Origin of the sequence: Streptomyces sp. NPDC086766 (assembly GCF_044746005.1) — a bacterium.
In the GTDB taxonomy this organism is placed as follows: Bacteria; Actinomycetota; Actinomycetes; order Streptomycetales; family Streptomycetaceae; genus Streptomyces.
This window is the reverse complement of the sequence record NZ_JBIVBI010000019.1, coordinates 20036-35819: the sequence shown is the minus strand read 5'-3', so window position 1 is coordinate 35819 and position 15784 is coordinate 20036. Positions and strand designations below refer to the sequence as shown.

The window sequence follows — 15784 nt, the reverse complement described above, 5'->3', positions numbered from 1 at the left end:
GCCGCCCGGCGGGCCGGGGGCCTCAGTCGACCACGGTCCACTCGCTCACGTGGAAGTACTGGTCCTCCACCTCGCCCCGCGCCTCGATGGTGCGACCCGTGAGACGGCCGGCGCCCGCGATGCCGAACGCCGGCTCGCCTTCGAGGCGCAGGATCAACGTCCGGTCGTCGCAGTGCAGCACCAGCGCGTCGCGCTCGCTCTTCGACCCGACGGCGACGCGCTCGACACCGACCCGCCCCCGCAGCCGCACCCGGGTCACCGGGCCACGACCTCGTCCACGGCCACGATGTGCCCTTCCTCCTCGCGCACGGTCACGATGACGTCCGTCGGCACCGGTGCCTGCGGGTCCCGCTTCTCGTGGAGCAGGTGGTAGCGCGGCAGGATGCCGGTGGTCCGCAGCAGGGCCGGCTCGCCCTTCCACTCGGCCGCGAACGAACTGATGGCGGGCCGGTGCAGATCGTACTGCTCACCGATGCGCCGCAGCCGCTCCTCCAGCTCGCTCCCGCGTTCGGAGTCGGGGATCGGCACGGGAACCGCGATGTCGCGTTCCAGGGTCGCGCCGACCAGGCGGGTGTGCCGGCGGTGCTCGGTGTCGGCCGCGTCCGGCTCCACCCCGACCGGGGCGGGCACCGTCACCGGCGCGACGGACGGGTCCCCGAGCAGGATGAACTGCGCCAGCGTCTTCAGGTCCGCCGGTGACATGCTCGGCTGGGTGTGCCGGACGAACTCCTGACGGGCCTTCAGCGCCGCCAGACCGGCGCTCACCCCGCTCATCACGTCGATCAGCAGGTACTGCGCGATCAGGTCGGCCTGGCCGTTCCCGGCGGCCGGCCCGTAGGCGATGGTGGTGCTGCCGAAGAACGTCGACGCCTTGCTGTGCAGGTACGTGTTGCAGATCGGCGTCGGATGCCGGACGGCGTCGTAGAGCTGCGCGCCGTAGCAGCACTCCGCCGCCACGGCGGTGCCGCTGCCGATGCGGTCGGTGATGCCCGACGCGGTCAGCGCCACCGGGTACTGGGAGTTGCGCTGGCCGTACCACTCCGGCGCGTCGGAGGCACCATGGCAGTTGACGAAGTGCCGCCTGGACGCGAGTTGCCCGGTCGTCCAGTCGGGTCCCTCCGGTGGCACCAGATGGAGGTGGCCCTGGGAACCGGCGATGTGGGCGAGGCTCTCCTCCGTCGACTTCTGCCACACCTCCGCACTCACGGCGAAGCACTCGCGAAACGCCTCGGCGGTGGCAGGCCGCAGCCCGATCACGTTCTTCACCAGGTCCAGCAGGTAGGAGACGGGGGCTTTGCCGCCGGTGAGGTCGGGAAGCCGCCCCACCACCCGGGTGGGACCCGTGAACTGCGCGGGCTCCGTGCTGTACGGGGCGTCGCAGGCGTACGGCAGGTCGCTCGGTACGGTCGGATCCCCGTCGTCGGGTGTCGGATTGTCCAGCGGCTGGTGCGGAATGACGTCCGGTCCACCGACCAGCATCAGAAAGGCCGGCTCGGCGACGCGGAATATCGCGTCGACGGCCACCTTGCAGGACTTCGGGTCGGTGACGGGAGGCACGCCGAACGCACGCATCTCCTCGGGATCGCTCAGATCGATGATCTTGTCGTTCAACCCGCGACGGCTGTCCGCGTCGGCCAGGGCGGCCAGGGCGGCCTGCACCTGCCTGGCTCCCGTGGAGCCGTACTTCGCCGCCAGGGCGTTGCCGCTCGTGACAAGGGCCTTGTCGGCACTCATGGGTGGCACCTCATTCCTGCGTGTCAGGCTGAGGGGGCTTGATCGGCGCACACGAGGTCATCGGCGGATTCCCCCGCGCTACGTCGGGGAGGTTCGGCCGCGCACCACCGGTCCGGCCGTGCGGAGGATTTCCGGGAAGACGATTCTCCGCCCTTCACAGGAACGCGCTCCGGCGGCGGCCGAATCATTTCCTGCCGCCTGGGCGGCAGCATTTCACTCGATGTTTTCAGGCTATCCGGGCGTTCAGGGGGCGTCCACCGGGGTACGGCTCGGGGCCGCGATGAATTCAACATCTCGGAACCGAAATTCTGGGCACCGAGATGCTGACGCCGCAACCGAAAAGGCGCGACATCGGCGAACGGCGCCTCGCAGCCGCGGAGCCCTGAGTGGGCCCTGAGCCGCGCGTGAGGCGGCCGGCGTTCCCCCAGGGGCTACCCCGCGGTAACCGGTTGGCTCTACGCTTCCGCCAACTTAGCATTGGCATAGGGGAGTTGACTGATGCGCGTGGTGAGACGGATGGCGGCCGTGGTGGGGGTCGCCGGGTTACTGGCGGCGGTGCCGGCGCAGGCCCGGGCGGCGTCGCCGAAGTTCTCGGAGACGACGGCGATCGGTACGCACAACGCGTACGACAAGGCCAAGTACACGTACTTCGCACAGGCGCTGGACTCCGGCGCCTCGCTGCTCGAACTCGACGTCTACACCGACAGCCTGAGCAGGCGCTGGCGGGTCAGCCACGGCAACCCGTTCGGCGACGACAACAACTGCGAGGCCGCGAAGACCCCGGCCGAGCTCTACGGCAAGAGCCGCAACCAGGATCTCGGCGGCTGCCTGGACGACATCGCCGCCTGGCACCGACTGCACCCCGACCACCGGCCGATCGTCTTCAAGGTGGAGATGAAGAACGGCTTCAACAACAACGTGGGGCTCGGACCCGACGAGTTCGACACACTGGTGCGGCAGAAGCTCGGCGACATGGTCTACCGGCCGGCCGACCTGCTGGGCGGCACGTACACCTCGGCGGACGCGGCCGCGAAGGCCGACGCGTGGCCGGCCCGGGACGCCCTGCGCGGCAAGGTGCTCTTCGAGCTGATCCCCGGCACGGTGGAGCAGGCCAACCCCTTCGACCACTACTGGACGGACGAGGAGTACGGGGACCACCTGCGCGACCTGTACGCGGCCGGGAACCTGGCGGCGGCACAGGCCTTCCCGGCCGTGCTGGGCGCCGAGGCCGGGGACCCGCGCAGCGGCCGCTACGACGCCTCGATCCGCCCCTGGTTCGTCTTCTTCGACGGCGACGCGGCCGCTTACGTCGACAAGGGCTACGACACCTCGTTCTACTCCGGGAACCACTACATCCTGATCACCACGGACGCCGCCGGGGTGTCCCCGGCGATCTCCTCGACGAACCCCACGGACGCCGAGGTGGCCGCGCGCCTGTCCCTGCTGGCCGCGCACCACGCCAGCGTGATCACCTCGGACTGGTCGGCGAAGTCGGCCGCGGTGCTGGGATCGACGGTGCCCCGGGGCTGACACTGCCGCGGGACTGACGTTCGAACCGCCGGCAGGGATCGTCCGTACCCGTGGGGGGCAGAACCCAGACAACGACTCCTCTCCCCCCACGGCACCTCAGGGAGTTCCCATGCTGCGCGGCATCGACGTCAGTGCGTACCAGTCCTCCAGTTACGGCACGGACGGCCTCTCCTTCGTCTTCATCAAGGCGACGGAGGGGCGTTCGTACGTCAACCCGAAACTCGCCGCCCAGACGAAGCACGGCAGGGACGCCGGTCTGACCGTCGGCTTCTACCACTTCCTCTGGCCGGGCAACCTCACCGCCCAGGCGGAGCACTTCGTCGCCAAGGCCCCCGAGAGGGCGGGCGACATCCTCGCCGTCGACTGGGAGACCACCGGCGACGGCACCCACGCCTCCAACGCCGAGAAGGACGCCTTCCTCCGCGAGGTGAAGCAACTGCGGCCGCATCACCGGGTGATCCTCTACTGCAGCCGGGACTACTGGCTGAACCGCGACCGGACCTCGTACGCGGGCGACGGCCTGTGGATCGCGGACTACGTCACCGCGGGCAAGCCGCGCATCCAGGCCGCATGGCGCTTCCACCAGTACACCGACGAGCCCCACGACACCAATGTGGCCCGCTTCACCACCCATGCCGACCTGCGGAAGTGGGCGACGCCCCAGGGGATATGAGCGCGTCCCCCGGTCGGCGGGCCTTGCGGCACCGAGAGGGGGCGCCCGGCGGCTCAGCGCCCGGCGCCCCGGCCCCCGCCGCCCTACGCCCGGAAGTCCGCCGGACGTTCCGGGGACGCCTCTCCGAGTGCCTCGACGACGGCGTCGACGCCCGCCCTGAGGCCGTAGACCGGGGTCCCGGGCTGCTGGCGCCAGGAGTCGTCGATGCCGCCGGAGTCCACGGTGTCGAAGCCGAGCTCGTCGATCAGCGCCCGGACCCTCGCCTTGGCCTCCGCGTCGTCGCCCGCCACCGGGAGCGCCATCCGCTCCGGGTCGCCGGCCGGACGGGGCCGCTCCACGATGTCCTGGGCGTAGGTGCCGTTGAACGCCTTGATCACGGCGTGCCCGATCCGGCGCTCGGTCCAGCGGCTCTCGGTGAGTCCGCCGTCCTCGATCTCCGCGATACGGCCGTCCCGCTGCCGCGGGTAGTAGTTGCCGGTGTCGATGACCGCCGCGCCCTCCGCCGCCCCGTCGAGCAGGCCGGCGGGGAGGTCCGGCACCGCCTTCAGCGGAACGGTGACCACGACGATCTCGGCGCCGCGCGCCGCCTCCTCGACGCGGACGGGGGTCGCGCCGGTCTCCTCGGCCAGTGCCGTGAGGGTGTGCGGACCGCGGGAGTTCGCGACGGAGACGTCGTGCCCGAGGGCGGTGAGCCGCCGGGTGAGGTTGCCGCCGATGTTGCCCGCGCCGATGATGCCGATCTTCATGTCTGGATTCGCCCAGCCCTTCAGGGGGTCGCTCTCCGAAGCACAGCCTTGCAGCCGACCTCCAACCCGCGGCGGACGCGCACTATTCCTGCCCCCGGCGAACGGATGAGACGACGGAGGGGCGCCCGGCGGCTCACCGCCCGGCGCCCCTCCGTCCCGGACTCACTTGCTCACGTAGGCCCAGAACTCGTCGAAGGACAGGACCTTGTCCCCGTTCAGGTCGCGGGTCTTGATGATGACCTCCGCCACCGTGTCGGTGACGTTCCAGTCGCCTCCCTGGGCCAGGGCGGACTTGAACTCGGCGGCGGTGATGAACCCGTCACCGTCCGCATCGATCCGCTGGAACTCCTTGCGTGCTTCCTCGATGTCCGCCACCGATCCGCCCCTTTGTGTCGCGTCTGGTCTGTCTTGCTGTCGTACTGACGCAGGTCAGATTAACGGCCCCCACACGACCTGAGTGCGGCGACCACCCACGAGAACTCCTCCTCGTGGGAGGGCTGGGGCCCCAGGCCGTTCAGGACGGCGGACAACTGCCGGTAGCGGGCGACCCGTTCGTTGGCGGCGGCCGTCAGACACTCCAGCACGGCGGCCCGGTCGGCGTTCCCGAGCAGCCCGCGCAGCACCTCCTCGGCCTCGGGTGAGCCGGGAGCGACGCCCTGCCGCAGCGCGTCGCCCGCCAGTTGCACCAGGCGGCTCACGAACCACAGGGACGTGCCCGGGGGGACGTCCGGGCCCCGGTCGGCCGCGTTGAACTCGATCATCCCGCGCATCAGCGCACGGAACTCCGGATCCTGGATCAGCTCGGCGAGCTCCACCCAGGCGTCCACCTGCTCGGGCGTGGGATCGTCCGGCAGGTTCGCCGTCGCGAACCGCAGCCGGGTGCGGACGTCGGGGTCGGCCGTGTCCACCCCCGCGAAGATCTCCGCCATGAAGTCCTCCACGATCCGGCGCCGTTCGGCCGCCGACAGCCGCGCCAGTCTGTTCATCAGAGTCGTCTCCTCCGCGCTCGACCCGCGTCGCGCCACGGTCGACAGCACCGCACGCGTCACCTTCAGCGCGGCGATCCGCGCGTCCAGCGCCACCACGTGCGCCGCCGCGACCTCCGCGACGCTCCGCTCCCCCGCCAGCACCCGGTGCACGTCGTCCAGGCCGAGACCCAGTTCGCGCAGGGTGCGGATCAGCTCCAGGCGGGCGGCGGACCCGGCGTCGTACAGGCGGTAGCCGCCCGCGGAGCGGGCCACCGGGGGCAGCGCGCCCTCGTCGGACCAGTAGCGGATGGTGCGCACGGTCAGTCCGGTGGCCCGGGCCAGTTCGCCGATGGTGAGGAGTCCGGTGCCGTCTTCGGTCATGTCCGCGAGTCTGGGCCCTCCAGTGGGTGGAGACTCAAGAGCGCGGTGACGCGGGACGGGTCAGCGGAAGATGCCCGTGTGCCCCAGGGAGTAGCGGCCCGGCTGGGGGTAGACGGCGAGGCCGTGCGGGCCCTTGCCGACCTTGATCCGGGCGATCTGGCGGCCGGTGCGGGTGTCGATGGCGTACACCTCGGAGTTGTAGCGCCCCGACAGCCACAGGACCTTGCCGTCGGCGGAGACGCCGCCCATGTCGGGGCTGCCGCCGTGGGGAAGACGCCACTTCTTGGTGAGCTTGTTCCGGGTGAAGTCGAAGATCGAGACGGTGCCCTCGCCGCGGTTGGAGATATACATCTCGCGGGAGTCGCGGCTGACGTAGAGGCCGTGGGCGCCCTTGCCGGTGTGGAGGAACTCCGGCTTGCCGAAGGTGGCGCCGTCCAGGATCCACAGCCCGTTGGCCACCATGTCGGCGACGTAGAAGCGCTTGCCGTCGGGGGACATCTTCACGTCCTGCGGCATGGCGCCGCGCAGCGGCAGTTTCTGATGGCCGACCACCTCCATGCGCGCCGTGTCCACCTTGAGCAGCTCCCCGCTGAACTCGCAGGAGACGATGAAGTAGCGGCCGTCCAGGGAGAAGTCGGCGTGGTTGACGCCCGCGCAGCCGACCGGGAGGGCCTTCACCGTCTTCATGGTGTGCGCGTCGCGGAAGACCAGCTGGTGGTCGGCGGAGGCCATGACCACCGCGTACTTGCCGTCGGGGGTGAAGTACAGGTTGTACGGGTCGTGCACGTCGACCGGCTCGCCCGCCTCGCCGGTCCTCGGGTCGATGGGGGTGAGGCTGTTGCCCAGGTCGTTGTTGACCCACAGGGTCTTCAGGTCCCAGGAGGGGACCACGTGCTGGGGCTGGCGGCCGACCCGGATCGTCTCCACCACCCGGTACGTGGCGGGGTCGATGACCGAGACCGTGTTGGAGTTGGTGTTGGGGACGTAGATCCGGGACGGGAAGTCCTTGACCACCGGGGAGAGCTTGTTCGGACGGTCGGCGGCGTAGACGTCGGACGGGTCGAGGACGGGCGGCATGCCGGGCAGGCCGTCGACGGCCTGCCGCTTCGGCTGCGGCACGGCGGCCGCCTTGCTGCCGAGCGCCTCGTCGGCGTGGTGCGTGGAGCCGTCGCATGCGGAGAGCGCGGCCAGCGCGAGGCAGGCGGCGCCGGCGGTCAGGGCCCGGACGGGGAGGGTGGGTCGCATCAGCTCAGCAGCTCCGTGGTGGTGACCGCGTGGAGGCCGCGGCGGTCGAGTGCGGTGAGGAGGCCGGGGAGGGCGGTGACCGTGCCCGGGTGGCCGAAGTGCAGGCTCACCACGGACCCGGCCCGGACCTCGGCCAGGACCTTGCGGGTGATCGCGGGGGCGCCGGGGTCCGTGTAGTCGAGCGAGTCGACCTCGTACGACAGCACGTGCGGGTATCCGGCGCCGCGGGCCAGCCGCGCCACGAGGGGGGAGGCGGTCGGGGCGCGCGAGGGGCGGAACCAGGTGCCGATGGAGCCGGTGAGCCGCCGCAGCCGGTCCGCGCAGGCGGTGATCTCCGACCGGGCGTCCGCCTCGGACATGGTGTTGACGGCGAGGTGGCGCTGGGTGTGGTTGCCCAGGTCGTGGCCGCCGTCGAGGATGCGGCGGGCCAGGTCCGGGTGCTCGTCGAGCCAGGTGCCGACGGCGAGCACGGTGACGCGGGCGCCGTGCCGCTCGGCCTCGGTGAGCAGGGCGCGGGCGACTGCCGGGTCGCCCTGGCCGTGGAAGGTGAGGGCGACCCGGGGCCGGTCGCGGGGGCCGTGGGTGATCTGTGCGGGCTGCCGGGGGAAGGCGCGAGGGGCGGGCGCGGCGAGCGGCGTGGCGGGCGCGTGCGGCGCGCGGGGCGAGGGCGGGGCGCTGGACGGCGGTGCGTCGGCACCGGCGGCGGAGCAACCGGCGGCGAGCGCGCCCCCGGCGACGAGCCCGGCACCCGTGCGCAGCACCCCTCGGCGGTCGGTGGTGGTCACCCGCACCATTTAAGGGGGGAAGGGTAAGAAAACGGCTGATTCACACGTATGGCCGCCGGGGTGAGCGTCGGTCAGCGGTCCGCGACCCGCATCTCGAACCAGGTGGTCTTGCCGCGGGGCAGCAGGTCCACGCCCCAGCGGTCGGCCAGTTTGTCGACGAGGAAGAGCCCCCGGCCGCTGATGTCCATCTCCTGCACCGGCATCAGGCACGGAAGCCCGCGGGAGGGGTCGCGGACCTCCACGCGGATCCAGCCGCGGCGGCGGCGCATCCGTAAGCCGAACACCCGGGCCCCGGTGTGCCGTACGGCGTTGCCGACGAGTTCGGAGACCAGGAGGACGGCGTCCTCGGTCATCTTGGGGCTCAGGCCCCACTGGCGCAGGACGACGATCTGGGCGAGCCGGCGTGCGGTGGCGGCGGACTCGGGGCGGGACGGCAGCGGAACCTCTGCTTCCGTCGGGTTGCCGAACAACTCCAGCGCCTTGAGTGCCCGTTCGTCCTCGACCGCAGGCGACCAGCGCGCGGCGGTCGCCCGCCCTTGTCCCCGCGGCTGCTCGATGCCCTCCAGCCCCGCCATGCCCCCCATCATGGCCGTACGGGGCTGCCTCCGGGGCCGTTCCAGGGGAATACGCCCCCTGAGCGCCCCTACCGCACCGAATGCACATGGCATATGCCAAAGACACTTCGGAGTCCGGAACAGCCCGGCTGACCTGCGCGGACGGTTCGGCGGGCGGTTGCCGACGGGCTCCCTCGACGAAGCAGGCTTAAGGGTGCCTTAAGGCTCCCCTAATCCGCCCCATCGAGGGACACCGGATCAGACGCCCCGTCAACAGCAAGAGGCGGGAGAGAGATTCGTAAGGAATCAGAGGAACTTGGCCTTGCCCGGACCCTCCTCCACGAAGCTGCGCATCCCGCGCTCGCGGTCCTCGGTGGCGAACAGTCCCGCGAACCAGTTGCGCTCCACCGCGAGTCCGGTCTCGATGTCCGTCTCCAGCCCGGTGTCCACCGACTCCTTGGCGGCGCGCAGGGCGATCGCCGGGCCCTGGGCGAGCTTCGCGGCCCAGGCGTGCGCCTCGGCGTACACGTCGGCGGCGGGCACCACCCGGTCCACCAGGCCCAGGGCGAGGGCCTCGTCGGCCTTCACCTGACGGCCGGTGAAGATCAGGTCCTTGGCCTTGGAGGGGCCGATCAGCCGGGCCAGCCGCTGGGTGCCGCCGGCGCCCGGGATCAGGCCGAGCAGGATCTCGGGCTGGCCCAGTTTGGCGTTGTCCCCGGCGATGCGGATGTCGGCGCACAGCGCGAGCTCGCAGCCGCCGCCCAGCGCGTACCCGGTGACCGCGGCGACCACCGGCTTGGGGATGCGGGCCACGGCGGTGAAGGAGTCCTGCAGGGCGCGGGCGCGCAGGACCATCGCCGCGTGGTCCATCACCTGCATCTCCTTGATGTCCGCGCCCGCCGCGAACACCTTCTCGCCGCCGTAGATCACCACGGCGCGCACGTCGTCGCGGCGGGCGGCCTCCTCGGCGAGTTCCCTGATCCGGTCCTGCGTGGCGATGTCGAGCGCGTTCATGGGCGGGCGGTCCAGGCGCAGCGTGCCGACGCCCTCGGCCACTTCGAGAGTTGCGGTCATGCAGGCAGGTTAACGGGGATTAACGGCGCGGGGGCTCGTGCGGTCGATCACACCCGGCCGGGGGTCCGGGGGTCGCCCCCCGGGCAAGCACAGCACGGGGATTAACGGCGCGGGGGCTCGTGCGGTCGATCACACCCGGCCGGGGGTCCGGGAGTCGCCCCCCGGGCAAGCACAGCACGGGGATCAACGGGGACGGGCCCGGCGCCGTGGACGGCACCGGGCCCGTCAGCGCGCCGTGGGCTACGCCGTCCACTCCTTCCAGGACATGTTCCAGCCGTTCAGGCCGTTGTCCGGGGAGACGGTGCGGTCGTGGGAGTTCTTGACCACGACCACGTCGCCGATCATCGAGTGGTTGAAGAACCAGGCCGCCGGCACCTTGCTGTCGTAACCGCCGCGCACGTCGCGCAGGCCGACGCAGCCGTGGCTGGCGTTGTAGTTGCCGAAGGCGCCGCCGCCCCAGTAGTTGCCGTGGATGAAGGTGCCCGAGGTGGTGAGCCGGATGGCGTGCGGGACGTCCTTGATGTCGTACTCGCCGCCGTAGCCGACCGTCTCGCCGTTCATGCGGGTGACGGTGAGCTTCTCGCTCATCACCATCTGACCGTTCCAGGTCTCGTAGCCGGGCTTGCCGGTGGTGACGGGCAGGGTCTTGACGACCTTGCCGTCCCGCATGACCTTCATCGTCTGCTTCTTGGCGTCCACGACGGACACCTGGTTGCGGCCGATGGTGAAGGAGACCGTCTTGGTCTGCTTGCCGTAGACGCCGGGGCGGCCCTCGACGCCGTCGAGGTTCAGCCGGACGGTGACCTTGGTGCCGGACTTCCAGTACTCCTCGGGGCGGAAGTCGAGGCGGTCGTTGCCGAACCAGTGGCCGCGGACCTCGACGGCCGGCTCGGTCTTGATCTGGACGGCCCGCTCGACGTCCTTCGGGTGCGTGATGCCCCGGGTGAAGCGGATGGAGAACGGCATTCCGACACCGACGGTGGAGCCGTCCTCGGGGGTGAAGTACCCGACGAAGGTGTTCTGCGGGGTCAGGGTGGTGAAGCTGGAGTCCTCGGCCGCCGCGCGGCCCGCGGAGTCCTCGGCGACCGCGTGCACCCGGTACTTGGTGGAGGCGGCCAGGTGGGTGGACGGCGTCCAGGTGGCGCCGCCGCCGGTTATCTTCCCGGGTATCGCGGTGCCCTTGGCGTCCTTCACCACGACCTCGGTCAGCCGGCCCTCGCGCGCGCTGACCTTGAGGGCGTCACTGGTCCGGACGGACTGGGCGCCGTCCTTGGGCGCGATGGTGACCACCGCCTGCGACTGCTTGCTCTGCGCCCCGCCGGCGTCCTTGCCGTTCCCCGCGCCGGACGCCGTGCCCGGCTCCGCTCCTCCACCGCAGCCGGTGACCGCGAGCAGCAGCGCACCCGCCAGGAGCGCCAGCCCCCTGTGGCCGCGGCGGTTCCCCCGCGCGTCAACCGACGCCCCCGATATCGGTCGCACGTTCAAGTCGCTCTCCCCTCCCCGGGCCTGGTCGGGCCCGCACACCAGCGCCACAGCGCGCGTTGGCGCATATTAACCGCAAGGTCAGGACCCTCGGCGACCGGGAATTGTCACCGTTCAGTCCCAACTTCAACAGTCCGCCGAAGCCCCGACCTCCGCCGCTCCGGGGCTAGTTGAGCGCGCTGCCCGCCGTCCAGTCCGTCCAGTCCATGTTCCACCCGCCGAGGCCGTTGTCGGGAGCGACGTATCCGTCGTCGCTGTGGACCACCTCGACGACGTCCCCGACGAGGCTGCGGTCGAAGAACCAGCCCGCCGGGGTCTCGGCGCCGCCGCCCTTGACGTCCTGGAGCCCGACGCAGCCGTGGCTGACGTTGACCCGGCCGAAGACGTCCCGGGACCAGTAGTTGCCGTGCACGAAGGTGCCCGAGTCGGTGAGCCGCATGGCGTGCGGGACGTCGGGGATGTCGTACTCGCCGCCGAAGCCGACCGTGCGGCTGTTCATGCGGGTGACCTCCTGCATCTCCATCACCACCATCTTGCCGTTGTAGGTCGTGGACTTGGGGGCTCCGGCGGTGACGGGGACGGTGGCCAGCAGGGTGCCTTCGCGCCGCACCTCCATGGTGTGCGCGGCCGCGTCGACCAGGGAGACCTGGCTGCGGCCGATGGTGAAGGAGAAGGACTTGTCCTGCAGTCCGTAGACCCCGGGCGCCCCCTCCACGTCCCGCAGTCGCAGGTCGACGGTGACCTGGGTGCCGGGACTCCAGTAGGTCCGGGGCCGGAGGTCGAGGCGCTCCCCGCCGAACCAGTGAGCCCGGATCTCGACCGGCGGGTCCGCGGTGACGTGGACCGCGCGCTCCACGGCGGCCCGGTCGGCGATCTTCCGGCTGAACGCCAGCGAGACGATCATCCCGGTGCCGACGGTGGAGCGGTTCTCCGGGGTGACGTACCCGATGAAGCGCTCCTCGGGGACGTACGTGGTGAAGCTGGTGTGCCGGGCGGAGCGGCGGCCCCGGCTGTCGACGGCGACCGCGTCGACCGTGTACTTGGCGGCGAGGGCGAGCCGGTCGTCGTCGGGCCGCCACTCCCGGCCGCCGGAGGTCAGGCGCCCGGGCACCGGGGTGTCCTGCGCGTCCTGGGCCCGGACGACCCGCACGGACTCCAGGCGCCCGTCCGCGGCCCGCACCCGGAGCTTGTGGTCGGCGCGGACCCCCTTGCCGCCGTCGTCCGGCGAGACCCGGATGACGTCCCCGGCGGCCGGGGGGCCGCCGAGGGGACGGCCGAACCCGTCGGTGCCGCCCGAGGTGCAGCCGGCGGCCCCGGCCAGCAGTCCTGCCCATGTCAGTACGGCGGCCAGCGCGGCCCCCGCGCGCCGTGCGCGCCCTTGTACGTGCCTCACGGGCTGCCCAACGAGCGGGCCCGCTCCCGGGAAACGTGAGTGCGACCCAAGCTCTGGGCAGAACAGTGGGGAGACGACGCCGGGGAGCCGAGCCCCAGAACAGAGCCGCGGGGGCGCGCCGGTGCCGGGAACGGACCTGCCCGTGCCCCGCCCTCGGGGTGCGGGCCCGGACCGCCCACCCGGCGCCGGCCGGGCTGGCCGGGGCCGACGAGCCGAGAAAAAGGGGCTGACAGGTGTCGAGCGCAGCCGAGCAGGAGGCGGTGGCGGGCGGGCACGCCGCCGGGGAGGGGCGCCCGGCCGCCGTCGTGGACGGCGAGCGCCGTGCCGCGCCGCCGCCCGGCGCGCCCGTGTGGCCGGGGGCGTCGACACCGCTGGGCGCCCGATTCCGGGTGGGCCCGGACGGCGTGGCCGGCACCAACTTCGCGTTGTGGGCGGGCGGGGCGGAGTCGGTCGAACTGTGCCTGTTCGACGAGAGGGGCAGGGAGACCCGCGCCCGCCTGACCGAACTGACCCACGAGATCTGGCACGGCTTCGTCCCGGGCGTCATGCCCGGGCAGCGGTACGGCTACCGGGTGCACGGCCGCTGGGACCCGTGGACCGGCGCCCGCTGGAACCCGGCGAAGCTGCTGCTCGACCCGTACGCGCGCGCGGTGGACGGCGAGTTCGCCCTGCCGCCGGAGGTCTACGGGCATGTGCGGGACTGGCCCGACCAGTCCGTCGCGGACACGGTGCGCGACGAGCGGGACTCGGCACCCTTCGTGCCCAAGGGCGTGGTGGTGCACGACGACGACGACTGGTCGGACGACCGCCGCCCCAAGACGCCCTGGGCGGACTCGGTGATCTACGAGCTGCACGTGCGCGGCTTCACCCGGCTGCACCCCGGCATCCCCGAGGAGCTGCGCGGCACCTACGCGGGCCTGGCCCATCCGGCGGCGATCGAGCACCTGGTGCGGCTGGGCGTGACGGCGGTGGAGCTGCTGCCGGTGCACCAGTTCGCGCACGAGGACCACCTGCTGCGCCGGGGCCTGCGCAACTACTGGGGCTACAACTCGATCGGGTACTTCGCCCCGCACGCCGCCTACGCGGCCTCCGGCACCACCGGCGAGCAGGTGGGCGAGTTCAAGCGGATGGTGCGCGCGCTGCACGCGGCCGGCATCGAGGTCGTCCTCGACGTGGTCTACAACCACACCGCGGAGGCGAACGAGTACGGCCCGGCGCTGTCCCTGAAGGGCATCGACAACCCCGGCTACTACCGCCTCCAGCAGGACGCGCGCCGGTACGCCGACTACACCGGCTGCGGCAACACCCTGCACGTGGTGCAGCCGCACGTGCTGCGCCTGATCACCGACTCGCTGCGGTACTGGGTGACCGAGATGGGCGTGGACGGCTTCCGCTTCGACCTGGCGGCCGCGCTGGCCCGCTCCATGCACGACGTCGACATGCTCTCGCCGTTCCTCGCGGTCATCGCCCAGGACCCGGTGCTGCGCCGGGTGAAGCTGATCGCGGAGCCCTGGGACGTGGGCTCGGGCGGCTACCAGGTGGGCGCGTTCCCGCCGCTGTGGACGGAGTGGAACGACCGCTACCGCAACGCCGTACGGGACTTCTGGCGCGGCGCGCTGCCGGACGTGCGGGACCTCGGATACCGGCTCGCCGGCTCCAGCGACCTGTACGCCTGGGGCGGCCGGCGCCCGTACGCCTCGGTCAACTTCGTCACCGCGCACGACGGTTTCACCCTGCGCGACCTGGTGTCGTACGCGCACAAGCACAACGAGGCCAACGGCGAGGGCAACCGGGACGGCACGGACGACAACCGCTCCTGGAACTGCGGGGCGGAGGGCGAGACCGAGGACGAGCGGGTCCGGGCGCTGCGGCGCCGGCAGCTGCGGAACCTGCTGACCACGCTGCTGCTGTCGACGGGCGTGCCGATGCTGGTCGCGGGCGACGAACTGGGCCGCACCCAGCACGGCAACAACAACGCCTACTGCCAGGACAACGAGATCAGCTGGGTGGACTGGAGCCTGCTCGACGACCCCGGCTGGCGCGGGCTGTTCGAGCTCACCGCCCGGCTGATCGCGCTGCGCAACCGGCACCCCGTGCTGCGCCGCCGCGCGTTCTTCTCCGGCCGCGCGCACTCGGCGGACGGGCTACGGGACCTGGCCTGGTTCACCGCGCGCGGCACGGAGATGACGGAGCGGGACTGGTACGCCCCGGCCGCCACCCTGGGCCTGTACCTGTCCGGCCGGGACATCCCCGGGCGGGACGAGCGGGGCGCGCCCGTCCTCGACGACAGCTTCCTCGCCGTGCTGCACGCCGGGGACCGCCCGGTGAGCTTCGTGCTGCCCGGGCCGCCGTGGGCGGAGCGGTACGAGGTGGTCGTGGACACCTCGCGCGAGGACCAGGACGGGACGCCGGGCACGGTCCTCGCGGCAGGCACGCAGACCACGGTTCCGGCACGGTCCGTCCTGCTCCTGCGGGTCGGCTGATCCTGCGGGGCCCCCGCGCGGGCTCGGGCCGCCGCTCACGGGGCGGGCCGCAGCAGCGCGCGGGCCTCGCCCTCCGCGCGCTCCACCCGGGACGCCAGGCGGTCCCGCCTCCTGGGCGCCCAGGTCAGCTCGAGCGCGACCAGGACGACGACCAGCCACGACACCAGGGCCTCCCGGGCTGTTCCGGCCGCGGTGTCGTACACCCCCAGAGCCACGGCCACGACGGCCACGAGCGCCGTCACCCACCATCGGAGCCGGTCCTCCTCCCGCACCGCGCGCAGCGCCCCGGCGTACTGGAGGACCGCCGGCGCGAGCCGGGCGTCCGCGACGGCCTCGCCGCGGCGCGTGGCCCGCACCACCTCCGCCCGGTCCGCGGGCCCGAGGCCGGCGCCGCCGGGCCACGCCCTGCTCATCCGGCGAGCCGCCCGAACGCCGTACAACGGGCCGAGCACCACCACGACCACGGCCGCGGCCGCCCAGGAGCCGGACTCGACGGCGACGAAGGCCCCGAAGAGGACGCCGGCGCACAGACCGACGCCCAGCGCCCTGCGCAGCGGGCCCCCCTGCCACACCCAGCCCGGTACCAGAACCACGGGCCCATGCTCGCGATCAACGGCGGGACGGGCAATCACCGCGTCCGCGAGTCGCCCGTACGACCGCTCGAACCGCCGGGTCGTAGGACCGACGGCCGAACGAGGTCCGGCCAAAACTCGGTGGGCGATGTCAGTAACGTTCC

General features: G+C 72.2%; 15 protein-coding genes. 3 read left to right on the top strand and 12 right to left on the bottom strand.

Features of this window, described 5'->3' with window-relative positions:
• Positions 1-22 precede the first annotated feature (22 nt).
• A complete protein-coding gene (locus ACIPM1_RS28330; protein ID WP_402439343.1) occupies positions 23-259 on the bottom strand; it encodes a hypothetical protein in 237 nt (78 codons plus the stop codon).
• Positions 256-1734 (bottom strand): hypothetical protein, encoded by a 1479-nt coding sequence (locus tag ACIPM1_RS28325; RefSeq protein ID WP_402439342.1) that lies wholly within the window; start codon positions 1732-1734, stop codon positions 256-258. The genes ACIPM1_RS28330 and ACIPM1_RS28325 overlap by 4 nt, the downstream gene beginning before the upstream one ends.
• Before the next feature lie 498 nt (positions 1735-2232).
• On the opposite strand from ACIPM1_RS28325, the gene ACIPM1_RS28320 reads away from it, so the two are divergent.
• Both ACIPM1_RS28320 and ACIPM1_RS28315 read left to right on the top strand, forming a co-directional pair.
• Positions 2233-3264 carry a Ca2+-dependent phosphoinositide-specific phospholipase C gene (locus tag ACIPM1_RS28320; RefSeq protein ID WP_402439340.1) on the top strand — a complete coding sequence of 344 codons (1032 nt, stop codon included), beginning with the start codon at positions 2233-2235 and terminating at the stop codon, positions 3262-3264.
• A gap of 109 nt (positions 3265-3373) precedes the next feature.
• Positions 3374-3937: a glycoside hydrolase family 25 protein gene (locus tag ACIPM1_RS28315; protein ID WP_402439338.1), complete on the top strand. Its 564-nt coding sequence runs from the start codon at positions 3374-3376 to the stop codon at positions 3935-3937.
• Between the two features lie 83 nt (positions 3938-4020).
• Here the strand turns inward: ACIPM1_RS28315 and ACIPM1_RS28310 are convergent, their stop codons facing one another.
• From ACIPM1_RS28310 to ACIPM1_RS28270, 9 genes are all read right to left on the bottom strand, one after another.
• A complete protein-coding gene (locus tag ACIPM1_RS28310) occupies positions 4021-4707 on the bottom strand; it encodes an NADPH-dependent F420 reductase (RefSeq protein WP_402439448.1) in 687 nt (228 codons plus the stop codon).
• Positions 4708-4845: 138 nt separating this feature from the next.
• Positions 4846-5058 (bottom strand): EF-hand domain-containing protein, encoded by a 213-nt coding sequence (locus ACIPM1_RS28305; RefSeq protein ID WP_356187799.1) that lies wholly within the window; start codon positions 5056-5058, stop codon positions 4846-4848.
• A 59-nt stretch (positions 5059-5117) separates the two neighbouring features.
• Entirely contained in the window at positions 5118-6032 is a 915-nt protein-coding gene (locus tag ACIPM1_RS28300; RefSeq protein ID WP_402439336.1) for a MerR family transcriptional regulator, read from the bottom strand.
• Between the two features lie 60 nt (positions 6033-6092).
• Entirely contained in the window at positions 6093-7277 is a 1185-nt protein-coding gene (locus tag ACIPM1_RS28295; protein WP_402439334.1) for a hypothetical protein, read from the bottom strand.
• A complete protein-coding gene (locus ACIPM1_RS28290; protein WP_402439332.1) occupies positions 7277-8071 on the bottom strand; it encodes a polysaccharide deacetylase family protein in 795 nt (264 codons plus the stop codon). The genes ACIPM1_RS28295 and ACIPM1_RS28290 overlap by 1 nt, the downstream gene beginning before the upstream one ends.
• Before the next feature lie 62 nt (positions 8072-8133).
• Positions 8134-8637, bottom strand: coding sequence for an ATP-binding protein (locus ACIPM1_RS28285; RefSeq protein ID WP_402439330.1), 504 nt, complete (start codon positions 8635-8637; stop codon positions 8134-8136).
• A 285-nt stretch (positions 8638-8922) separates the two neighbouring features.
• Complete coding sequence (locus ACIPM1_RS28280; protein ID WP_356187789.1) at positions 8923-9690, bottom strand: enoyl-CoA hydratase-related protein; 768 nt, start codon at positions 9688-9690, stop codon at positions 8923-8925.
• A gap of 240 nt (positions 9691-9930) precedes the next feature.
• Positions 9931-11175, bottom strand: a complete 1245-nt coding sequence (locus ACIPM1_RS28275; RefSeq protein WP_402439328.1) for an Ig-like domain-containing protein — start codon at positions 11173-11175, stop codon at positions 9931-9933.
• A 163-nt stretch (positions 11176-11338) separates the two neighbouring features.
• Complete coding sequence (locus tag ACIPM1_RS28270) at positions 11339-12565, bottom strand: Ig-like domain-containing protein (RefSeq protein ID WP_402439326.1); 1227 nt, start codon at positions 12563-12565, stop codon at positions 11339-11341.
• A gap of 233 nt (positions 12566-12798) precedes the next feature.
• On the opposite strand from ACIPM1_RS28270, the gene glgX reads away from it, so the two are divergent.
• Entirely contained in the window at positions 12799-15048 is a 2250-nt protein-coding gene (gene glgX, locus ACIPM1_RS28265) for a glycogen debranching protein GlgX (protein WP_402439324.1), read from the top strand.
• A 35-nt stretch (positions 15049-15083) separates the two neighbouring features.
• Here glgX and ACIPM1_RS28260 read toward each other — a convergent pair whose 3' ends face one another.
• Entirely contained in the window at positions 15084-15641 is a 558-nt protein-coding gene (locus ACIPM1_RS28260; RefSeq protein WP_402439322.1) for a hypothetical protein, read from the bottom strand.
• Between the last annotated feature and the right edge of the window lie 143 nt (positions 15642-15784).